16 protein-coding genes are annotated in these 15,559 nt (G+C 59.7%); 9 read left to right on the forward strand and 7 right to left on the reverse strand.

Annotated features, from left to right (window positions below; genetic code table 11):
• Positions 1–85 precede the first annotated feature (85 nt).
• The 6 genes from BLS41_RS32715 to BLS41_RS32740 form a co-directional block, all read right to left on the reverse strand.
• Complete coding sequence (locus BLS41_RS32715) at positions 86–523, reverse strand: PRC-barrel domain-containing protein (RefSeq protein ID WP_074771879.1); 438 nt, start codon at positions 521–523, stop codon at positions 86–88.
• Between the two features lie 416 nt (positions 524–939).
• Positions 940–1,734, reverse strand: a complete 795-nt coding sequence (locus tag BLS41_RS32720) for a hypothetical protein (RefSeq protein WP_074771881.1) — start codon at positions 1,732–1,734, stop codon at positions 940–942.
• Positions 1,735–1,838: 104 nt separating this feature from the next.
• Positions 1,839–3,287: an amino acid permease gene (locus BLS41_RS32725; protein WP_074771883.1), complete on the reverse strand. Its 1,449-nt coding sequence runs from the start codon at positions 3,285–3,287 to the stop codon at positions 1,839–1,841.
• Between the two features lie 113 nt (positions 3,288–3,400).
• Positions 3,401–4,474 (reverse strand): porin, encoded by a 1,074-nt coding sequence (locus BLS41_RS32730; protein WP_074771885.1) that lies wholly within the window; start codon positions 4,472–4,474, stop codon positions 3,401–3,403.
• 113 nt (positions 4,475–4,587) lie between these two features.
• Positions 4,588–4,980 carry a RidA family protein gene (locus tag BLS41_RS32735; protein ID WP_074771887.1) on the reverse strand — a complete coding sequence of 131 codons (393 nt, stop codon included), beginning with the start codon at positions 4,978–4,980 and terminating at the stop codon, positions 4,588–4,590.
• A gap of 15 nt (positions 4,981–4,995) precedes the next feature.
• Positions 4,996–6,219, reverse strand: a complete 1,224-nt coding sequence (locus BLS41_RS32740) for an amino acid aminotransferase (RefSeq protein ID WP_074771889.1) — start codon at positions 6,217–6,219, stop codon at positions 4,996–4,998.
• A 133-nt stretch (positions 6,220–6,352) separates the two neighbouring features.
• Between BLS41_RS32740 and BLS41_RS32745 the strand changes: the two genes are divergently transcribed.
• Positions 6,353–6,829: an Lrp/AsnC family transcriptional regulator gene (locus BLS41_RS32745; protein WP_074771891.1), complete on the forward strand. Its 477-nt coding sequence runs from the start codon at positions 6,353–6,355 to the stop codon at positions 6,827–6,829.
• 21 nt (positions 6,830–6,850) lie between these two features.
• On the opposite strand, the gene BLS41_RS32750 is transcribed toward BLS41_RS32745, so the two are convergent.
• Entirely contained in the window at positions 6,851–7,603 is a 753-nt protein-coding gene (locus tag BLS41_RS32750) for a ceramidase domain-containing protein (protein ID WP_074771893.1), read from the reverse strand.
• A 380-nt stretch (positions 7,604–7,983) separates the two neighbouring features.
• Here BLS41_RS32750 and BLS41_RS32755 point away from each other — a divergent pair, with 380 nt between their 5' ends.
• From BLS41_RS32755 to BLS41_RS32790, 8 genes are all read left to right on the forward strand, one after another.
• Positions 7,984–9,537 carry a phospholipase D family protein gene (locus BLS41_RS32755; protein WP_143026484.1) on the forward strand — a complete coding sequence of 518 codons (1,554 nt, stop codon included), beginning with the start codon at positions 7,984–7,986 and terminating at the stop codon, positions 9,535–9,537.
• Between the two features lie 466 nt (positions 9,538–10,003).
• Positions 10,004–10,531 (forward strand): Na+/H+ antiporter subunit E, encoded by a 528-nt coding sequence (locus BLS41_RS32760; RefSeq protein WP_074771897.1) that lies wholly within the window; start codon positions 10,004–10,006, stop codon positions 10,529–10,531.
• Complete coding sequence (locus BLS41_RS32765) at positions 10,524–10,784, forward strand: MrpF/PhaF family protein (RefSeq protein ID WP_074771899.1); 261 nt, start codon at positions 10,524–10,526, stop codon at positions 10,782–10,784. Before BLS41_RS32760 ends, BLS41_RS32765 begins: the two co-directional genes overlap by 8 nt.
• Positions 10,785–10,786: 2 nt before the next feature.
• Positions 10,787–11,029 carry a hydrogenase subunit MbhD domain-containing protein gene (locus BLS41_RS32770; RefSeq protein ID WP_074773318.1) on the forward strand — a complete coding sequence of 81 codons (243 nt, stop codon included), beginning with the start codon at positions 10,787–10,789 and terminating at the stop codon, positions 11,027–11,029.
• Positions 11,030–11,032: 3 nt separating this feature from the next.
• Complete coding sequence (gene mnhG / locus BLS41_RS32775) at positions 11,033–11,377, forward strand: monovalent cation/H(+) antiporter subunit G (protein WP_074771902.1); 345 nt, start codon at positions 11,033–11,035, stop codon at positions 11,375–11,377.
• Positions 11,374–12,069 (forward strand): Na(+)/H(+) antiporter subunit B, encoded by a 696-nt coding sequence (locus BLS41_RS32780; protein ID WP_074771905.1) that lies wholly within the window; start codon positions 11,374–11,376, stop codon positions 12,067–12,069. Before mnhG ends, BLS41_RS32780 begins: the two co-directional genes overlap by 4 nt.
• Before the next feature lie 16 nt (positions 12,070–12,085).
• A complete protein-coding gene (locus BLS41_RS32785) occupies positions 12,086–12,460 on the forward strand; it encodes a sodium:proton antiporter (RefSeq protein ID WP_074771907.1) in 375 nt (124 codons plus the stop codon).
• A complete protein-coding gene (locus tag BLS41_RS32790; protein ID WP_074771909.1) occupies positions 12,454–15,549 on the forward strand; it encodes a complex I subunit 5 family protein in 3,096 nt (1,031 codons plus the stop codon). Before BLS41_RS32785 ends, BLS41_RS32790 begins: the two co-directional genes overlap by 7 nt.
• Positions 15,550–15,559 lie beyond the last annotated feature (10 nt).

A 15,559-nucleotide genomic window follows, 5' to 3' on the forward strand; every position in this document is an offset into this window, starting at 1 on the left:
ACAGTTCCACGCAATAAAGTTCGCCCTCAACCTTTTCTGACGACACCCGGCGAGCCGCTACACATAACGCCCAGCAAAATCACGACTAGTGATGCGGATACTCCGAGCGCGGCGTTGGAGTCGCCTTCACCCTGGTGTACTCGAATACGGGGAGCGCCTTGATCGCGGCCTTGGTCGCGCCAGCCAGGATCAGCTTGCCGTCCTGGTAGTCGAGCTGTTCGACCGGAATGGCGACGTCGTGATGAGACACGCCAAGGAACTGATTGGCCGCGACGATCGCGAACGAAACCGAATGATCGGGCGCAACGATGATGTCGTGGATAACGCCCACTTTCTCGCCGTTTTCGTTGTACACGGCCTTATTCAGGATCGACTTCTTGGCGCTCCAGCCGAGAATCAGATCGGTAGATTGCGTGACGGTTACACCAAGCGGCTGAGCGCCCGCGACTTGCGCAAAAGAATGGGACGACAGCATACCGAGCGAGGCAGACATAATCACGAGTGCGGCGACTTTTGATTTCATGACTTCCTCTGGAGGTATCGTTCTTCGGGGGAGGGCGATGCGGGACGCTCTCATTAAAGGCTACAGAAAAGAAAAAGTAAAGAATTCGATCCTTGAAAACATCTATCGAATTTCCGTCGAATTTTTTCTATTCGATGCGCGAGGCGAGAAGAAGAACAGGTTTTCTTTTAATAAAGAACGCCACGAAAAATATAAAAACGTCAATCCGTTTCGGCGGTGTTGCGCCAACGGCGCGAATAGACATGTTCGCGCAGCGAGGACGTGAAAGCAGTCCGTAAAGGCGAAATTAATTCACGCGAATACGCACACTTTGCTTAACACGATAAAAAGAAGCGTTGCCATCCGGCCGAATAAAATATTTTCACAGCGAGTTGCTTCTAGGTAGAAGCGAAGGCCGCGCAAATCGGCATAGGTAATCATTCCGCAGCGACAACGGCTGGCTTCTCGTTCTCTGGATTCTTCATCGTGGCAAGCCGTTTGGTACACCACTGCACAAACATCGCGACGAATGCGGCCTCTGCAAAAGCGGGCAATGGATGCTGGTGAGGCAACACGAATACCAGTACCAGACAGAACGCTGCAAACGAGAACCTGCCGAGCACCATGCCCCGCAGCAGCGAGATCACGAACGCCGGTCCATGCGCGCGATGAGACGACACCGACAGCACGGAGCCAAGCAGCGGAAATACGGCAAGCAAACCGCTCCACGTCGCACCGGCCCATCCAGATAACGATGTGACGACGATCGTGAGCGCTGCACCGGCCACCATCCGGCCGACGAGATCGGCGCGCGAAAGCGGCGCACCTGCAGCAACCGCGGAACTACGGGGCAGGAACGACTGGCCGAAACATACGGCGGACAAAGCGGCGATTGCGGCCCATAACGGCGAGGTCGGCAACATGGACAAAGCGAAGGCCGCGATCAACCAGGTGGCGAGTCCCGCAAGCAACGCAATCGGCCACGAGCGTGAACGGCAGGTCCACGCATAGGCGAAATTGAATGCTTCGGACGCGAGGATCGCAGAGAGGGAAAGCGTGGCGGCACGCGCGCCGAAATCCGGGCCATGCGCGAGTACCAGCAGATACAGAATCGGACCGGCTACGACCGGCAAACCCGCCAGCCACCCCGCGATGGATGGCCCCCACCATTTGCCCGACATCGAAACGATCAGCAGGAACAATGGGACAAGCGTGAGTTTGAGCGCGAGCATGCCGGGGGCGAGCGGATTTAAAGCGAAATCATACCCTCGTCGCCGGAAAGGAAGGCTCGTCACGCGAGCCCTCCACAACCGACCAGCAAACAATTACCCGCCGCTTAACTCGCCTCTTCGGCAATGCGCACCGTCTGATCAGACAACGAACGCCGACGATAACCGACGAAATAAATAACGCTCAGCACCGTCAGGAAAGGCACGCCGAAAATCAGCGTCATGCGGAACTCGGGGGTGAACAATGTCGTGACGGTCACCGCGAGCGTCAGGCCCGCGCCAAGCAACGTCAGCACCGGGAAGCCCCGCATCCTGAAGCGCAGCGTCGGCCGACCGCTTGCCACCCAATGTCGGCGGAAAAAATAGTGCGTGACGAAAATCATGGTCCACGTGAACAGCGCGCCGAACATCGAAATCGCCATCATGATCGTGAACGATGCATCCGGATACACGACGCTCAGAATGGTCGCCAGCGCAATGCCGCTCGTGGACAGCAACAGCGCGCCCATCGGCACACCGCGCCGGTTCACTTCGCCCAGACGGCGCGGCGCATGTCCGGCGCGCGACAGGCTGAACATCATCCGCGTGGTGATGTAGAGCTGGCTGTTCATCGCCGACAATGCCGCGACCAGCACCACGAAATTGATGACGCCCGCAGCGCCCGGAATGTGCATGGCTTCCATCACCTTGACGAACGGGCTTTGGTCCTTGCCGGCTGCAGTCCAGGGCACGATGGCGAGCATCAGTGCCAGCGTCACCAGATAGAACAACACAAGGCGGACGATCGTGGAGCGGAACGCTTTGGTCACCGCGCGCTCCGGGTCCTGCGCTTCGCCTGCGGCAACCGCGATCATCTCAATGCTGAGATAGCTGAAGATAGCCACGATCACCGCGACCCATGTTCCCCACGCGCCTTTAGGGAAGAAACCGCCATCCGCGAAATAGTGATGGAAGCCGGCAGCCGAAGCTTCCTGCCCCGGCTGCGCGACCGCGACCAGTGACGGATTGATGAACACCACGTAGGCACCCAGCACGATGAACGCCGCGATAGCCGAAATCTTGATGAGCGAAAACCAGTACTCGACCGAGCCGAACACGTCGACACTGCGCGCGTTGACGATCACGAGCACGCTCGAAAAGCCGACGATCCACAGCCATCCCGGCACTGTCGGGAACCAGTACTTCATGTACAGCGCAATAGCCGTCACTTCGGTACCGACCGCGAGTACGATGCATGCCCAATACGCGTAGCGAACCAGAAAACCCATCCACGGACTGACGTAATGCTCGGCATATGCGCCGAACGACCCGGAGGTGGGATGCGCGACGGTCATCTCCGCAAGACAGCCCATCAGCAGCAACGAAATCAGTGCGCCGATCGCGTAGCTGATCAGCACGCTCGGGCCCGCGAAGCTGACGGCGAATCCGCTGCCGAGGAACAGACCCGTGCCGATCGCGCCGCCAATCGCGATCATCGACATTTGTGTGGCGCTCAGGCCGCGACGCAAACCGCTTTCCCGCTCGACGATTTTCTGGAACTGATCTTCGTGTCTCATCAATACCCTCCGTGATGCATTTAACCCGCGTGACTGGATTCTGAATGGCCGGATCTACGCGGACCCGCGCTGTCCGGCCTACTGTTCAATCAAGCTCTTATCGCACGCGGCAATCAGAAAATGTGACGAAGCCCCACCGCGACGCCCGTCTGATTGCTGTTGCCAGGCAATTCGGTTTGTGCGCCGCCCGAGACCTTGTTGTAGTCGACCGTACCGTACACCTGCGTGGCTTTGGACAACGCGTATTCTGCCTCGACCACGCCGGTATAGCGCTTGCCGCTGTTGCCGCCGATCCCGTTCACATTCTTGATGCTGTCGTAGTAGAACGCGCTCGTCAGCGAAACGGCCGGATTGATCTGCCAGGTGAAGCCGGTATAGCCGATCGTGTCCTTGCGCGGGTTATCCGCAAACGAGCCGTACGTGACGGTCCGGCTGCTGTCGTTGAGGTAGTCCTCGTCGATCATTCCAGTGGCGTCATTACCGCCGATATAGCCGAGAAACAGCGTGGCGGTGCCGATCGCGTAGCGGCCGGCTGCGCCCCACATCTGCTGCGATTTGCCTGCGGCGTCGCGGGTGTTCTGGTAGACGGCGCCGACCATCAGCGGGCCATGTGCATACGACGAGCGCACTCCCCAGTACGAATCGGCGCTGATGCTGCCCGGCTGACCGCCAAAGCCATAACTTGCGCCGACGCTCACGCCCGCTGCGGAACCCGCATAGCTGACGGTATTGCTCACGCGTCCTTGCGTCAGGAAATACGGCCACATGTTGGCGGTATAGTTGCCGATAGTCAGCGGATCGAGATCGCCGAACAGATTGAAGCCCTCGGTCGCCTGACGGCCGAGTTTCAGCGTGCCGTAGCCGCTTTCGAGACCGACATACGCATAGCGGCCGAACAGCAGGTTCTGATCCATCTTGCCGTTCTGCGGTTCGAAGCCGTTTTCCAACTGGAAGATTGCCTTCAGATCGCCGCCGAGCGATTCCGATCCTTTCATGCCCCAGCGGCTATTGGTGATCGCGCCGTTGGTCATCTGCACGCTGCTGTTGTTCGCGGCGTCCGCGTTCGTCGTGAAGCGCACGCTCTGATCGAGAATGCCGTACAGCGTCACCGAGCTTTGTGCGAAGACACTACTTGACGCCGCGATTCCGATAATAGTTGGCAATGCCAATCTTATTGATTTCTTCATTGGACTTCCCCTTTGTGGTTATGGTAAATCTCACGACGTGTCTGCCGGACGTTTTGCGTTTCGCCAAACACCTGCCGTCAACGTCCGACAGCAGGTGTTTCGTTCCGGCTCGATTAAGGCGACGGCGTACCCGATGGCAGCGCCACATACGCCACCAGTTCGATCAACATGTCTGGATGCGCGAAGCCCGCCACCGCAACACTCGTGCGATTCGGATAAGGCGCGGCGAAAAACTTGCGGTACTCGGCGTCGATGGCCGGCATGTCTTTCGCGTTCGCCATGTAGATCAGCACCTGCGCGACATCCTGCATTTGCGCGCCTGCCGCCATCACTGCCTGAGCGAGATTCTGCAAAGTCAGACGCGTCTGTTCGGCGATGCCGTCACCGGCAATTTCGCCGTGTGCATCGACGGGACCGTGCGCGGTGAACATCAGGCCGCTCGCGTGCGTGGCCCATGAAAACGGCTGACGGGGTTCGGGAAGACCCGTTGAAATAAGGTTTGGCATGGCTGATACCCGAAGTCAGGAAAGAGACGCACACGCGTTGCTACGCGCGTTCAGCACGGTGCCGATTGCGTCAGCGACGAGATCGAGATTCGCGTCGTTCAACCCCGCGACGCACAGACGCCCCGAACGCAGCAGATAAACGCTGTAGCGTTCGCGCAGCACATCGACTTCGGCCGGGAGAATTCCCGTGTAGCTGAACATTCCGCGCTGCGTCGTCAGGTAATCGAACGACATGCCGGGCACCGCCGCTTCGAGACGCTCACGCAACGCCGCACGCATCCGCTTGATGCGGCTGCGCATACCGGCCACTTCAGCATCCCATTGAGCGGTCAGTTCGACATCGTTCAGCACCGTGGAAATCAACTGTGTGCCGTGCAGCGGCGGACTCGAATACATCCGGCGCACGCCCGCCTGCACCTGACTCAGCACGCTCGCGGCTTCACGCTCGCCCGCGCAGACGAACGACAAACCGCCGCACCGCTCGCCATACAGCGAGAAATTCTTCGAGAACGAATTGCTGACGAGAAACGCGAGTCCCGCATCGCATAGCGCGCGGATCGGCCACGCGTCTTCGGCGAGGCCGTCGCCAAAACCTTGATAGGCCATGTCGATGAACGGGATCAACTGGCGCTGCGTCAGGCGGGCGATCACCGCCTGCCATTGCTCGCGCGTCATGTCGATGCCCGTGGGGTTATGGCAGCACGGCTGCAACAGCACCACGCTGCGGGCGGGCAACGTGTCCAGCGTCGCGAGCATGTCGTCGAAACGGATGCCGTTGGTCTCGCGGTCGTAGTACGGATACGAATGAACGTCCAGCCCCGCACCGACGAACAGCACGCGATGGTTGTCCCACGTCGGGTCGCTCAGCCAGATCGCGCTATCCGGGAAATAACGCTTGATGAATTCGGCGCCCAGCCGCAGCGCGCCGGAGCCGCCGAGCGTCTGGATCGTCGCCACGCGTTTTTCGCGGACCGCCGCGCAGTCTTCTCCGAACACGAGGCGCTGCACCGCTGCGCGAAACGCTGGCGTGCCTTCCATCGGCAAATAGGTATGCGGCGCACCCGTTTCGGCGACGCGCGCGGCGGCGCTGCGAACGCTCGACAGCACTGGAATCGCGCCCTTCTCGTCGTAGTAAAGACCGATGCTCAGATTGACCTTGCGCGGCGCGGCGTCCTTCTGGAAGTCCTGAAACAGCGAGAGGATGGGATCGCCGGGATAAGGCGTGACGTGCTCAAACATGTGCGCTCCGTAAAAAATGTTGCGTGCATGTTATCGAGGAAAAAATAGAATTGGCTTCGGTATTCGTGTGCCGGTAAAGCCGTGCGTGATAGAGTCTGTGAATTCCAACCTGAAAATTGAATGATCCTTCGACATGGACCTCGACCGAACCGATATGCGTATCCTGCGCGTCCTCGAAAAAGACGGGCGCATCAGCAATCAGGACCTGGCCGACGCGGTCAAGCTATCGCCGTCCGCGTGTCTGCGGCGCGTGAAGATACTGGAGGAGCAAGGCGTGATCGCAGGCTATCGCTGCGTGATTGCGCCGAAAAAGATCGGCGTCGAATTCGAAGCGCTGGTCCACGTGTGCATGCGGCCGGAAATCGACCAGTGGCACGAACGCTTTATCGAGGCCATCAACGAATGGCCCGAAGTGATTTCCGCGCGAATCGTGACCGGCACGTCGAACTACGTGCTCGTCGTGCGCGCGCGCAACCTCGACCACTATTCGGACTTCGTGATCAACCGGTTGCACCGAATGCCGGGCGTGCTATCGACCAATTCGAACATCGTTCTGTCGACGCTCAAGCCGGAAGGCTCGATTCTCGATCTGGCCGACAAGGTGTCCTGAGTCAGTCGCGCTCGCGGCGGTTCACGCCGATACACCGCGAGCCACGTTTGCCCGCGACCGGCTCGCAATCAGCATGATCGACGCACCGGCAAAACCACTCGCGATATGTTTGAGCGCATGGCCTGCGAACAGGTGATCGGTGAGCGCCCAGATCTGCCAGTCGAGCGTTTCGAATACCTTGGCCAGTGCATAGAAACCGATCACCATGCCCCAACCGAGCGGCGCGTCGACCTTGCGAATGAGGGTCATCACGACGATCACCGCGAGGCCGCCAAACTGCAGTTCGGCATATGGCCAAAGGCTGTCGAATGCGAGCCAGTAGCCGATGGTGCCCACCGAAACGATCACGAGTATCGCGATCGGCACCCAGCCCACCCGCTGTCCGGTGACCGACGTCCACAGCATCGCCAGAATGCCGGCGAAGACGATCGTCATGGGAAGCCGGTCCCACACGAGCGTCGCGTCCGACGGTGCAAAGTGATAGTAAGCCGAGCCATAAGCGGTGAGGATCAGCCCGATGGCCACGACCAGCATGCCCGGAAACTGCGCTGGCTGGTGCCTCGCGTGACGCGCGACCCATCGGAGATTGATCAGGCCCGCGACCAGAATCACGATATTCGACAACACGTCCGCTGCGTTGGGCAACATGCCGAGCGAGCGCTCGTCGGCGAAGTGATGGTAGGACGCAGGTTGCGGTAACGGCCAGATGAATTGCAGCGCCGTGCCAACTGCGAAGATCAGGACGCTGGCAACCAGCAAACGGGCAATGTTCACGTGCTCGACTCCGGTAAGACGAAACGCTAGTAGACCTGGCTCCGTCGATGCACGGTCGGGACGGGCCAGGGTTGGTCCTCGTTCGAATTTGCCCGGGCCGCCGCTACCATCGGGCGAGCCGGTCGCTGTAATGAAATACCGGTTTGCGATTAACGGCCATCCTCCGGCCATAGTATTCTGGGCAAGCCGCGCAATTCAGGAAGCCATTCGGCGGCGGCAAAACGTCGTTGCGATATTGCCATGTTTGCCGTCCCAAGGGTCATCTCCCAGGCCGGTTCATGTGACGTCTCCATTGTAAAACCGGGCGGCCGATTCCGAGCCCCGAGGATATCTTGGACCGAATGCAAGCGTTGAAAGCTCATCCGTTTTCGTTGCGCGTGATGCGTCGTTCGGTCGGCAGGGCGTCGGCGTGGCTGCTTTGCGCGAGCGTGCTGTCGGGCTGCGCGCTGCCGTCGCTGGAGAATCGCACGGAGTCGGTGTCGCTGAGTCCCGCGGACGCCGCATCCACGAAACTCGGCCGCGCGGTCGCCCCCGAACTGGCGACGCACGCGGGCCTCGCGGGCATCTATCCGCTGTCGGACGCGCACATGGCGTTTGCCGCGCGCATGGACCTGATCCGTTCTGCGCAACGCACGCTGGACATCCAGTACTACATCTGGCGCAACGATCTGACCGGCACTCTGCTGCTTGAGGAAATTCACGAGGCCGCCGATCGCGGTGTGCGTGTGCGCCTGCTGCTGGACGACCTCGGCATTCCCTCTTCGCTCGACCCGACGCTGGCGGCACTGGATGCGCATCCGAACATCGAAGTCCGGCTGTTCAATCCGTTCACGGTCCGTCGACCCAAATTCATCGGCTTCCTGACCGACTTCTCGCGCGCCAACCGGCGCATGCACAACAAGTCGATGACCGCCGACAGCACCGCGACGATTCTCGGCGGCCGCAACATCGGCGACGAATACTTCGACGCCACCGACGGCATCGTCTTCGCGGATCTCGACGTGCTCGCGGTCGGTCCTGCCGCCGCCGATGTCGCTCGGGACTTCGACCGCTATTGGGCGAGCGCGTCGTCTTATCCCGTCGACCGGATCGTGCCGCACGTGAGCGCCGCGCAACTCGATGAACTGGCGCGCAAGGCGCAGGCAATCGAGCGGGACCCGGCCGCCGAAGCCTATATGAATGCACTGCGCGGTCCGCATATCGTGCAGAACATGCTCGACGCGACGTTGCCGCTCGAATGGGCGAAGACGGAGATGATCAGCGACGACCCGGCGAAGGGTTTGAACAATGCGCCGCCGGAAGCGCTGATTTCTCATCAGTTGAGAGAAGTGTTGGGCGACCCTGAACACGAGATCGATCTGGTTTCGCCGTACTTCGTGCCCGCCACTTCGGGCACGCAATATCTGACTGGCCTGGCGGCTCGCGGCGTGGAAGTTCGCGTGCTGACCAACGCGCTCGAAGCCACCGATGTCGCCGCCGTTCACTCCGGCTACATGAGGCGGCGGGTCGAATTGCTCAGGAGCGGCGTCCATCTTTACGAGTTGCGGCGTGATCCTGCCGTGGCTCAAAAGAAGGAGCAGTCGCCGGGTCCTTTCGGTAGCTCGGGGTCGAGCCTGCACGCCAAAACTTTCGTGGTGGACCAGCAGCGGGTATTCGTCGGCTCGTTCAATTTCGATCCGCGCTCGGCGCATCTGAATACGGAGTTGGGTCTCGTGATCGACAGCCCGGAACTGGCGACGCAGATCGAGACCAAGTTCCTCGCGTTGCTGCCGAAGGTCGCGTACGTCGTGCAGCTTGACGAGAATGGCAAGCTCTACTGGATCGAGCGAAACGGCGACCAGGAAATCCGCCACAACACGGAGCCTAATACGACGTGGTATGGGCGGATGGGCGTGTGGATGCTGTCGATTCTTCCTATTGAATCTCTTTTGTAGCATTTGAATGCGTCGGGTTGATAGGCCAAGAGTTCGTGGAGAAAGATGGCTTGTAAATCGACGGCACCGCAGCAGCATTCTCCGCAGAGAAAGAACGCTTTCGATTCGTTAAGAGAAGATCCGAAAATGGCGCTCAACGCGAGTAGGCTCGCCCTCCGCTTTCTGTAAGCCAGCAGTAGCGAGAACATAAAACTTGCTGCCGCGCGTTTTCAATTTATGGTCGCTAAACGGCGCGGACGGTTAGTTGCGTTATATTGACCGAATCGTTGAAGCGAACTCAAAGGCTTCGCGCTTGTTTCACCCGTCAACAACGACACAGATTTGCGATGTCAGAGCGCCGGGCTTTGCTTATGTTTTTCCATTGAAGAATCACCGCCCAGTCGAACTGCCTGCGCCGCCTGTCGGTTGATTTGCCACAGGTTGTCACCTAGAATTTTTCTGGGACCCTCTTTTGGAAACTGAAGACGTGGCTTCGCACAACGAAAAACCTGTCTCGTCGTTATTTCCTCAGGGGATGTTCGGCCTCTGGGTCATCCTGTTTGCAATCTGGATGGTCGCCAACGCGTCGTTGGCCATCGCACCCGCGCTCGTGGGCGCAGTGATCACACTGGTGCTGGCCCATGTGTTTGCGTCGACATGCGACGCATGGCGGCAGGTGCGCTTGACGCCCCGCTCGCTCTATCACTTTCTCGCTTATAGCGGCACCTTCATCGTCGAACTGGTGCGCTCCAATCTGAACATGATGGCTTATGTCTACGCGCGCCGTATCGACATAACGCCTGGCATCATCAAGGTTCGCACCAACCTGAAATCGCCCATGGGCCGCCTCGCGCTCGCTAATTCGATTGCGCTCACACCAGGCTCGCTCGTGATGGATATTCGCGACGACATCCTGTTTATTCACTGGCTCGACGTCAAGACTACCGATATCGATGAAGCCACCGAGGCGCTGGTCACGCCTTTTGAAAAGCATCTGGAGAAAGTCTTTGGCTGAGATCATGCTTCAGCTCGCCACTGTCCTGATCTTTTTCGCCATTCTTTTCGCTGTTATCCGCCTCGTGCTCGGCAAGACGCTCATCGACCGGGTCGTCGCCATCGACACGCTCACCGTCATCTCGCTTTCGCTGATTGCGCTGTACGCGCAAACGTCGGGCCGTATCGTTTATATCGATGTCGCGCTCGTCTACGGATTGCTCAGTTTTCTGGCCGTTCTCGCGATTGCACGCTTTCTCGAAAGGGGCCTTTGACCGTGTTGAAACTCCTGCTTCTGCTGATGTGCGCCAGTATCCTCGTCAGCGGAATATTGGCGGTGTGCCTGAAAAACATCATGGCGGCGATGGTCAGTTCGGGACTGGCGAGCCTGTTTGCAGCAGTCGCGTTTCTGCTGCTCGCCGCACCCGACGTTGCAATGGCCGAGGCCGCGATCGGGTCGGGACTCGCTACCTTCATCTTTCTCTACGCAATCCGCAAAACCGGTTACGAGAGGGGCTAACGCATGATCGAGCTGATCGGCAGTGTATTTATTCTGGCGGGCGCGATCTTTCTGTTCTCGGCCGGTCTCGGCCTGTTGCGCATGCCCGATGCCTATACGCGCATCCAGGCCGGCACCAAGGCGTCGACGCTCGGTAACATGCTGGTGCTGATCGGCCTTGCGTTCTATCACCCGGGCTGGACCTTCCAGCTGATCCTCGTCGCGTATTTCGTGCTGGTGACCAATCCGGTGTCGTCGCATGCGTTGTCGCGTGCGGCATGGTTGATTCGTACTCCGATGGCATCGACCACGATGACCGATGCGCTGGTCGACGAAGAAGAGCGCGGCGCCGGGGAGAAGCAGGCATGATGCGCCGCGTCTTCGCGCTGCTGGTCGTCGCGCTGTTCGCCGTGGTGTTCTGGCGCATTGTCGGCGGCTATCAGGAGTTGCAGGCGCTGCGGCCGCTGGCCGAATACTACGTCGTACGGGGGCCAATCGATCTCGGCGCACCGAACATCGTCACCGGCATTCTGATCACGTATCGCGGCTTCGATACGCTGGGTGAAGTCGCCGTGCTGTTCATGGTTGCGGCGAGCGTCGGCCTGCTGTTGAAAGAAGAAAGCACAACGGCTGAATCGGCGGACGAAGACAGCCCGCGCCGCAAAGCCGGCGAGATTGTCAGAACTGGCACACAGGTATTGCTGCCCATGATCCTGACCTTCGGCGCGTATGTGATCGTGAACGGGCATCTGTCGGCGGGAGGCGGCTTTCAGGGCGGCGCAATCGTAGCATCGGGCGTAATGCTGATGCTGCTCGCGCGACCCGGCGCCACGCTGAACGTCGCGTTGCTGAGCATCGTCGAATCGTTCGCGGGCGTGATCTATGTGTTGATCGGCATTCTCGGGCTGGTGCTGGCAGGCGGCTTTCTCGATGCACGCTTTCTGCCGCGCGGCCAGTTCGGCGCGTTTTTCAGTGCGGGCGCCATTCCGTTGATCTCGGCATTGCTCGGCGTCAAAGTAGGCGCGGAGCTGAGTGTCATCCTCGACCGGTTCAGAAGCTGACGAAGGAGAACAGCGCATGACCACGGGCCTACCGGTTTCGACCATCCTTCTGATCACGGGCTTCTGTCTCTCGTTGATCGGTCTATGGGGAATGCTGACCCAGCGCAACATTTTGCGCATCATCATCGGCTTCGCGGTGATCGACACGGGGTTGCATATCGTGATGGTCGCGACCGGCTATATCACCGGCGGCACCGCGCCGATCATCGACTCGGCCTTGAGCAAAGCGGACGCCGCGCGGCGCGCGATCGATCCGATTCCGTCCGCGCTCGTGGTGACCGCGATCGTGATCGGACTGTCGGTAACGGCCGTGATGCTGTCGTTCGCGATTCGCCTTTACGCGGCCAAAAAGACGCTTTCCATCGACGCGTTCTCCGAGTCGAAATGGTAGCCGGGCTGTTTCATCCGCTGAACATCTTCATTCTCGGGCTGGGTGGCGGCTTCGTGATGCCGCTGCTGTACCGGCTCGGCAAGCCGTGGCTGACGGGCGGATTCTTCGTCGCACTCGGCGGAATCGTGCTGGTCAGCGGCGTGTCGTTTTTCGGACTGATCGAAGGCGGCGACACCATCGAAGTCCTCACGGCGGGCGCACTGCCGCCTGCGTCGATCAATCTGCGCTTCGGCATCTGGGAAGGCTTCTTCGCGTTCAGCGTGAACATGGTGGCGCTGCTTGGCGCGCTGCATCTGTGGGACCGTCTGCGTGGCAATTACGCGGCGTTGCTGCTGTATCTGATTCTCGTGATGGGCATCGACGGCATGGTGATGACCCGCGATCTGTTCAATCTCTTCGTGTTTCTCGAGATCGTCTCGATTGCTACGTACGGCCTGCTCGGACTGGATCGCACACCGGCCGCGTTATCGGCGGCGTTCAAGTACATCATCGCAACGGTCATTGCGTCGACCTTCTTCCTGCTCGGCGCGGTGCTGCTCTATTACGTGAGCGGCACGCTGAACATCGACGACCTGATCGCGGTCCGCGCCCAACTCAACGGACCGATTGCGGTCACTGCCGTACTGCTCGTTTTCGCCTGCCTTGTCATCGAGCTCAAGCCGTTTCCGGCGAACGGCTGGGGACTCGACGTCTACGAAACCGCGCCGAGCGGCATCGCGGCGATGGTGTCGGTCGGCGTATCCGCGGGCGTGTTTTTCGCGTTGCTCAAGTTGCTGCCTTTGTTCGAAGGTCAACTCGGTCTGATCGCGATCTCGGGCGGGTTGACCTTCCTGTTTTCAAATCTGCTCGCACTTAAACAGACGAAGCCTCAACGTGTACTCGGCTATTCGTCGATTGGACAGATGGGACTTTTGATGCTCGCGCTCTCACTGCTTCGGCAAGTCGGCGCGGAAGCTTCGATTCCACTGGTGGTCGGCGGTCTGTTCATCAATCACCTGTTCGCGAAGGCGGGACTGTTCTGGCTCGTCGGCATATTGAAACGACACGGCGACGACGCGTTCGCGATCCTGTCGCGCAGTCCGTTGCTGATCGGGCTGCTCGGGCTCTTTCTCGTAGCGATTGCCGGGCTACCGCCCTTCCCCGCTTTTTGGGCGAAGTGGGAACTCGTAATGCAGTTGACCATTGCCGGCAAGCCCTATTGGATCGCGCTGATTCTGACCGGCTCGCTGCTCGAAGCCGCCTACATGTTTCACTGGTTCGTGCGCGCACTGCGTCCATCGGATGACGAGGTGAAAGCCGGTCCCGATCTGGTTGCGCTATTCCCGCTCTTTTGTGTCGCGGCCCTTCTGATTGCGGCTGGTTACGCCGCCGCGTCGTTCTCGGGCGCGGGATCGCTATGGCTCTTTTCTCCGCTGATAGCCGGTGCGCTGTTCTACGCAGCGGACCGTTTGCCGGGCCGCCTGAAAGGCATCTTGACGTTGATCGTGCTCGCACTCGTGGGCTCATGGCTCGCGTCGGACGCGCACGGCATCGCCGGACTTTTCGCATGGCTTTTGCTGGCGGGGAGCTTCGTGATCGCGGCGGCCAGTCTCTATCGCGACGATATTCGCGCAGGCTTTTATCCGATGCTCGTGGTTCTTCTGCTTTCGATCCCCGCGTTGCTGCGTGCGACGACCACGCTCGAATTTTTCTATAGCTGGGAAATCGTCACGCTGTCATCGTGTTTCCTGATCGCAAAATGCAGGAATGCTGGACCACATGTACTGACCTTCCTGCTGTTTTCGCTGCTGTCCGCGTTCTGCCTGCTTGCCGGTTTCGCGGAAGTCGCGGCGCTCGACGGCAGCATCCAGCTCTCCGCGCTGATCCGGTCGGGACCGGACGCAAGCCGCGCGTTTGTGCTGCTGGCAGCGGGTTTTCTGATCAAGGCGGGCGCAATCGGCGTGCATGTGTGGCTGCCCGGCGCGTACACCGAAGCCGAAGACGACGTGACCGCGATGCTATCGGCAGTAGTCAGCAAGGTGTCGATGTTCGGGTTGCTGATCTGCACGTATCTGACGATACGCTCGGAAGTCGGACTGGAACTGGCGCACGTGATGGCGTGGATTGGCATGCTCACCACCATTGCAGGCGCGCTGATGGCGGTCAGACAAAACGACTTCAAGCGACTGCTCGCGTTTTCGAGCATGAGTCAGCTTGGCTACATCGTCACCGCGATTGCGTTGATGAGTCATCTCGGCTGGGTCACGGCGCTTTATCTGGTTGCGAATCACATGCTGGTGAAGGGCATTCTGTTTCTCGCGCTCGCCGGGATCATCATGCGCACGGGTACCCGCAACTTCGCGGAAACCGGTGGACTCGCGCGCGCCATGCCGTTCACGTTCGCGACGGTGCTGATCGCGATTGTGTCGATGTCGGGCTTGCCGCCGCTGATGGGTTTCGGCGGAAAGTGGCTGCTGCTGAGCGCGATGACCGACAAGGGCTGGTACGGACTCGCCGTGTGCGGCGTGCTCGCAACGTTCGTCGGCTTTCTTTATATGGCGCGGATTGTCGGCGGACTTTTTTTCGGGCCGCGCCGCGCGGAACAAGCCGATGTCGTCGAAGCACCGCTTCTGCTGCTTTTGCCGCAATTCGTCCTGGTGATCGGCATCGTGATTCTTTCGTTTTTCCCGAAGCTACTGATCGAACCGGTGTCGGCGGCAATCGACCCGCAGTTCGCTTCGACACTGGTATGGGGAGGGATGTCGCTCGAAAGCATTTACGGATTCTGGAACCCGACACCTGTCGTGCTTGTGGTGCTCGCCGTGGTCGCCGTACTGTTCGCTATCGTCGTGCTGTTCTATCGCAGCCGACGCCGCCAGGCCGAAAGCCTGTCGGGCTTTTTCAGCTTCTATCGGCCGATATTCGGTCGCGCATTGCCGCCGATTGCGCAGATCTTCTGGCGCGGCGTTTCACACGGCGCACTCGCGGCAGCGGCGAAAATACGCCTCGTGTACACCGGCAATGCGCAAACTTACGCGCTCTATGTATTCGGCTATTTCCTTGTGCTCTATTTCGCAAGCACAGGATTCGGTGGCGGCGCTTTGCGATAAATCGCCGCTC

Source organism: Paraburkholderia fungorum, assembly GCF_900099835.1.
GTDB lineage: Bacteria > Pseudomonadota > Gammaproteobacteria > Burkholderiales > Burkholderiaceae > Paraburkholderia > Paraburkholderia fungorum_A.